Source organism: Bacillus sp. P14.5, from assembly GCF_003316765.1.
In the GTDB taxonomy this organism is placed as follows: domain Bacteria; phylum Bacillota; class Bacilli; order Bacillales; family Bacillaceae_B; genus Rossellomorea.
The window spans coordinates 73,413-79,532 of sequence record NZ_NIJF01000009.1 but is presented as its reverse complement, the minus strand read 5'-3'; the positions used below and the strand labels follow the sequence as shown (position 1 = coordinate 79,532).

Genomic DNA, 6,120 nt, shown 5'->3' with positions numbered 1-6,120 from the left:
AGAATACATCTCCAGGCTTTTTTAGTGGTTTTATTAGTGAGCGGCGTGGCCTGAAGTCAGGACCCAGATGGATCCGACTACAATAACAGCCGCACAGAATACTGCATAAGCGATGTTGATGATCTGTACTTTGCCGTCTTCACCCTCATTGACATGCATGAACATGAATAATTGAAGGCCGGCCTGAACTACAGCCAATGTGCCAATCACCCATAGCACTACCGTAAATGAGAGAGAGGTTTTTAATGCAACCCAAGCTGCTACAAAGGTAAGGACGAGTGACATGATAAAGCCGATAAAGTGGCTTATTGGGTAACTTTTTGTCTTTTCCATTATAGCATCATTCCTTTCAGGTAAACGAATGTGAAGATGAAGATCCATACGACGTCAAGGAAGTGCCAGTACAGCCCGATGATGAATACTTTGCGGGCTGTAACCGGAGTAAGACCTCTCTTGACAAGCTGGAAGATGACCATGACTGCCCAGAAGATACCAAACGTAACGTGCGCTCCGTGCGTGCCCAGCAGTACAAACAAGCTGGAAAGGAAGGCGCTTGTCTGCATAGTCGCTCCTTCATGGACATAATGGATAAACTCGTTGATCTCCATGAACAAGAAACCGGCCCCAAGGCCAAGGGTAATGATTAACCATGTAATCAACCCTTTTAAGTTTCCTTTTCTCATTTCAAAGATGGCCAAACCGCATGTAAAGCTGCTAGTAAGAAGCAATACCGTCTGGATCATGACTTCCTTCATCATAAATATATCCTGATGTGTCGGTCCGCCGGCATAGCGGTGGCTCAGCACCGCGTATACTGCAAACAAAGTAGCAAAGAGAGCGATTTCCGCTCCAAGGAAGATCCAAAAGCCCAATATATTCAATCGGTTCTGTTCTGTTTGGTATTCTAAAGGGAGTGAAGTATCGACTTTAGCTGACATGTTTGTTCACCTCTCCTTTTTTGTTTCTCCAAGAACGTTCTACTTCTTTGATTTCATCAACAGGGACATAGTAGCCGTCGTTATAATCGAACGAGCGGTAAATCAACCCTGCTATGATACCAAGTGATGCAATGATAGTAGCAATCTGCCATTCAAACACCAGGAAGAATCCAGCTATTCCAAAGAATACACACATGATGAACGGCAAGCCGGAATTGCTTGGCATATGAATTTTCTGTATTTCTGAATCGCTTAGTGACAAACCTTCGTCGTGTTTTTTCATATACCAGAAAGCATCGATAGACTTTACTTCTGGCTGCTTGGCAAAGTTGTAGTATTGAACAGGCGAAGCAGTTGCCCATTCCAGAGTTCTTGCATCCCAAGGGTCACTTGAGATATTTCTGTCAGCATAACGGATGCTCCAGTAGATGTTATAGCAGAATACCGCGAATCCTGCAGCAAGAATGAGTGATCCTATCGCAGATAGCAGGAACAGATTTGAGAACCCGGATTCCACTGAGAATGTGTAAGAACGGCGGACCGCTCCTTTTAATCCAAGGAAGAACATTGGCATGAATGTTACGTTGAATCCAATGTTGAATAACCAGAAGTGCCATTTTCCTAATCGCTCGTTCAGCATATGGCCGAACATTTTTGGCCACCAATAGTACAATCCTGCGAATACGGCGTACACCACACCAGGAATCAATACATAGTGAAAGTGGGCAACCAGGAACAAGGTATTATGGTATTGGTAATCGGCTGCACCCATCGCAAGCATGACACCAGTTACTCCACCGATTGTAAAGGTTGGAATAAAAGCTAGTGCCCACAGCATGGAGGTGGTCATCTTGATACGGCCTTTTCTCATGGTGAACAGCCAGTTAAATATCTTGACCCCGGTCGGGACAGCAATCATCATCGTTGTAATCGAGAAGAATGAGTTGACAGCAGGGCCTGATCCCATTGTGTAGAAGTGGTGGACCCAAACGACCATACTCAATATCGCGATACCGACAATGGCATATACCATCGATTTATAACCAAATAATGATTTTCTGGAGAATGTCGCAATGACTTCAGAAAAAATACCGAAAGCGGGCAGGGCTACAATATAAACTTCAGGATGTCCCCATAACCAGAAAAGGTTGGCCCAAAGCATATCCATTCCTCCGCCGGAGACCGTGAAGAAATGAGTACCAAAGATACGATCTGTTGTCATCAGCGCCAATGCTACTGTAAAGATTGGGAAAGCAGCGACGATAATGACAGACGTAATCAACGTTGTCCAAGTGAACATTGGCATTTTCATTAAGCCCATGCCTTTTGTTCTCATTTTTAAAATCGTGACGATGAAGTTGATCCCTGTCATCAAAGTACCGATACCGGCAATCTGAAGGGCAACTGCATAATAGTTATTCGCGATACCCGGACTGAATTCTTTACCCGCCAGCGGGAAGTAGGATGTCCATCCGGCATCCGGTGAGCCCCCGATGACGAATGAAAGGTTGAACAGCATGGCTCCTGAGAAGAAGAGCCAGAAGCTGAGTGAATTCAGCTGTGGAAAAGCAACGTCACGCGCGCCAATTTGCAATGGAACCACAACGTTCATGAGACCAATCAGGAAAGGCATCGCCATGAACAAAATCATAATGACACCGTGCGTCGTGAAAATTTCATTGTAATGCTGAGAGTTCAAGAACTCCATTTCAGGCCTTGAAGTCTGGGCCTTCATCAATAGTCCATCAATTCCTCCGCGGAAGAACATCAGGACAGCAACGATTATATACATAATCCCGATTCGTTTATGGTCTACGCTCGTAATCCACTCAGTCCAAAGCCATTTCCACTTCTTCAAATAAGTAATACCGGCAAGCAGGCCGATCATAGTCAGGCCTATTGAAATTTGGGCTCCCAAGATGAGCGGGTCACCCGTCACAAAAAATTCATCCCATTTAATGCCCATGGTGATGGTCACCTCCATCAGAATCTTCTTCGTCATCATGTTCACCATGTCCGGAATGTTCGTCCTCTCCGTGTTCATGGCTGTGTTCATCATGGTCAGATTCATTCTCGTTTTCTTTATTCTTGTAGTTATCTTCTTCTTCAAAAGTTTTACCCTGGTACCCATGGTAGCGGTACAGCTCAGGATTTGTGTACGTTTTGGAATTCATATCCGCATGGTTCACCCAGGCAAGGTGAGTATCATTGAATGTCATACGGCCAAGGTGGGTAGGCTTCAGAAGCTCTTCATATTTATCTTCTGTAAGCTTAGGAGCAGTGTCCTTTACTTCCTCGACCCACTCATCATAATCAGATTGGGTTTGCGCCAAAACTTCAAATTCCATTTCAGCGTATCCGCGGCCATTAAAGTTTGAGTTTTTCCCCATATAAGAACCAGGGTTATCGGCTGCAAGGAAAAGCTCGGTTTCCATTTTAGCCATGGCATATTTTTGTCCGCCAAGTGCAGGTACCCAGAAGGACTGCATCGTACTGGCTGAAGTAAGTTTGAATAAAATAGGTGTATCTTCTGGAATGTTGACATAATTGACAGTCTCGATTCCTTCCTCAGGGTAACTGAAGATCCATTTCCAATCAGCCGCTGTTACATGGATAGTAACAGGATCTTTTTCTTCAAGAGTTTCAGGAACTTCTTCCAACGCATACAGCGTTTTAACGGTTGGTATTGTTAAAGCGATAACAATAAGGATGGGAATTCCTGTCCAAATGACCTCCAGCAATGTGCTTCCATGTTCTTCAGGAGGCTCATAATCCATGTTTTCAGGCTTTTCTCTGTATTTCCAAATGATATAAGCAAACAATGCAAACACGACGACTACGACGATCAGCATCCAAATCAGTGACCAGTTGATCAGGTCTGTGATTGACCTTGCAACAGGCCCCTGCGGTTCAAATACAACCATATTTGTTTCACATCCGGTCAAGAAAAGCATCAGTGATAATGATAAGAATATCAACAAAGGCTTTAGTGATCTCATCTCTGTTCCTCACCTTCTTTTTATAAATGTCACAAATTGTTCAAAATTTGTTCAGTACTTCACAAACTTTCTGAAAAAAATTTATATTTGCTCTAGAACAGCGCCCATAACATAGTTGCGCCTTCTAGTAAGTGAATAATATCACATGAAGGCTGTTCAATTTGTTACAAAAAAGTAAGGTTGATTTTTACAATCTTATATTTTAAATCGAAAATGCCTTGAAAGCTTGAGAATGCTGGAATGGAGGCGCCTGGTAAATCTGTGACAAGAATTCGAACGTTTGATTGGTGCAGTAATTGGATGGGATTTTTGAAGAGGTGGGACAGTCGCTCAATGTGATGGAATTGTGAAGTTATATGACTACACTGAGGGGCGAGAACATTGAGAGTTATTAATCTCTTTGCAGCATTAAGAAAAGGTAGAATGAAATTCAAGGCTCGATCGAGTAGTCCTTTTTACAAAACTTAGGGATTTTGGCAATAGGGTCGCGGTAGGTTCCCATTCTTAAGTAAACTGCTGGGTTTAGGGCATCAAGGACCGTTCTAGGTGCCCATTTTCAACTGAACTATGGCATTAAGGGCATTTAGGTCATTCCTTGATGCTCTTTCCTGCTTAACCTTCCATGGTTTCTTTAAAAGGGATGAAAACTTGTACAGAAGCGAGCCCAATGGATGCGTCTGCACTCTATGGAAGCGGAGCTGTGCAAAGGCTCCAAAAACACAAAACAAAAAGGCTGCAGCAGTCACTGCAGCCTTCAGACATTATCCATACTTCTTCACCGCAAAAGTCGCGTGCTGTACCAGCCAGTTTTGCGGGAACGCACTTCCGAGGACCCAATAGCTTACGCCTCTTAAATTGTAATCTTTAACGGTTTGGAACTTGGCAGCAATACTCCGGGCATCCTCAAACCATACTTCATTTTCCTGCCCGCTGTCATCTGTATAAGTAAAGAAAGGAGATTGATAGGCTTCATCATATTCGATGCTTACATTTTCTGAGGCTGCCAGTTCAACAGCTGCCTCTGGGGAGATGGTCCTTGCGAAGGTTCCTTCCTCCCACGGAATTTTCCAAACCCTCCCGTAAAGAGGGACACCCATCAGGATTTTGTCGCGGGGGATGACGGTTACGGCATAATCAAGCACCTTCCTCACTTCACTGATTGGTGCGATCGCCCAGGGTCTTCCGCCTGCCCAACCCCATTCGTAAGTCATTAACACTACAAAATCGACTATTTCACCATGTGCTTTGTAATCATGAGCCTCATACAACAAGCCGGCTTGGTCTTCCTTTATCTTCGGTGCGAGTGCTGTTGATACGGAATATCCTTCAGGCCTCAGCCTCGCCACGGCTCTTCTTAAGAAGTTATTATAGTTTTCCCTGTCTTCTGGATAAACATATTCAAAATCGATATTCAGCCCTCCATAGCCTTTCTCTCTGATTCTATCCAGGATATTGCTTATCAGGATCTCCTGCTTTTCTTCGCTTCTCAGGATATCGGCTGCAAGGTCTGAATCAAACTTCCGGTTGGCAAAGTTGGTCAGTGTTAATAAAGGCACAACATTGTTGGATTTTGCTGCAGAGATGAGGCCGGCATCATCTAATTCAGTGATTCCGCCATCCGAGGTGATCGAATGGGTAAAGGGTGTAAGGTACGTAAAGTAGGGTCCCAGATTTAACGCTTCACCAACGCCGGCTTCATCTGTCCTTGTTGTATAGGCGTTTACCTCGATTTGCGGCTGTTTTCTGTGAAGCCTGATGATCTGCCCTGAACTTATTGATGATGGGTTGGCGATGTTATTCAGCGACGCCAGTTCAGTTACCGTGGACCCATAGCGGTTGGCGATGGCATAAAGAGTATCTCCGGCTTTTACCGTATATTCAAGGTAAGGAAGCAGCAGCAGCTGGCCTACGAACAGCCGGGAAGGATCTGTCAGCTGATTGAACCGGACGAGTGAACTGAAGGAAACGCTATAACGTTGAGCGACAGCCCATAATGAATCGCCCCGCTGAACGATGTACTCCTGCTCCGGTTGCGGAACGAAAAGCGATTGCCCGATCACAAGCTGATCTGGATTTTTCAACTGATTTCCAGCGGATATCTGATTAATAGGCACCCTGTATTTTTGAGAGAGTGACCACAAAGTATCTCCTCTTTGAACCACATGAATGATCATGATGACTCT

General features: G+C 44.4%; 5 protein-coding genes. All 5 read right to left on the bottom strand.

The annotated features are described in order from the left end of the window. Nucleotides 1–33 precede the first annotated feature (33 nt). The 5 genes from qoxD to B9Z54_RS00760 all read right to left on the bottom strand — a co-directional run bounded on the left by qoxD (nucleotide 34) and on the right by B9Z54_RS00760 (nucleotide 6,111). Complete coding sequence (gene qoxD, locus B9Z54_RS00785) at nucleotides 34–333, bottom strand: cytochrome aa3 quinol oxidase subunit IV (protein WP_113926636.1); 300 nt, start codon at nucleotides 331–333, stop codon at nucleotides 34–36. Next, complete coding sequence (gene qoxC, locus B9Z54_RS00780) at nucleotides 333–938, bottom strand: cytochrome aa3 quinol oxidase subunit III (RefSeq protein ID WP_113926635.1); 606 nt, start codon at nucleotides 936–938, stop codon at nucleotides 333–335. The genes qoxD and qoxC overlap by 1 nt, the downstream gene beginning before the upstream one ends. Beyond that, nucleotides 928–2,904, bottom strand: a complete 1,977-nt coding sequence (gene qoxB / locus B9Z54_RS00775) for a cytochrome aa3 quinol oxidase subunit I (RefSeq protein WP_113926634.1) — start codon at nucleotides 2,902–2,904, stop codon at nucleotides 928–930. Before qoxB ends, qoxC begins: the two co-directional genes overlap by 11 nt. Beyond that, a complete protein-coding gene (gene qoxA, locus B9Z54_RS00770; protein ID WP_113926633.1) occupies nucleotides 2,894–3,937 on the bottom strand; it encodes a cytochrome aa3 quinol oxidase subunit II in 1,044 nt (347 codons plus the stop codon). The genes qoxB and qoxA overlap by 11 nt, the downstream gene beginning before the upstream one ends. A 761-nt stretch (nucleotides 3,938–4,698) precedes the next feature. Next, complete coding sequence (locus tag B9Z54_RS00760; protein ID WP_113926631.1) at nucleotides 4,699–6,111, bottom strand: glycoside hydrolase family 18 protein; 1,413 nt, start codon at nucleotides 6,109–6,111, stop codon at nucleotides 4,699–4,701. Nucleotides 6,112–6,120 lie beyond the last annotated feature (9 nt).

Bases quoted from the DNA above. Each gene is read 5' to 3' on its own strand.
- qoxD (WP_113926636.1), bottom strand. From the start codon at position 333: ATGGAAAAGACAAAAAGTTACCCAATAAGCCACTTTATCGGCTTTATC.
- qoxC (WP_113926635.1), bottom strand. From the start codon at position 938: ATGTCAGCTAAAGTCGATACTTCACTCCCTTTAGAATACCAAACAGAA.
- qoxB (WP_113926634.1), bottom strand. From the start codon at position 2,904: ATGGGCATTAAATGGGATGAATTTTTTGTGACGGGTGACCCGCTCATC.
- qoxA (WP_113926633.1), bottom strand. From the start codon at position 3,937: ATGAGATCACTAAAGCCTTTGTTGATATTCTTATCATTATCACTGATG.
- B9Z54_RS00760 (WP_113926631.1), bottom strand. From the start codon at position 6,111: ATGATCATTCATGTGGTTCAAAGAGGAGATACTTTGTGGTCACTCTCT.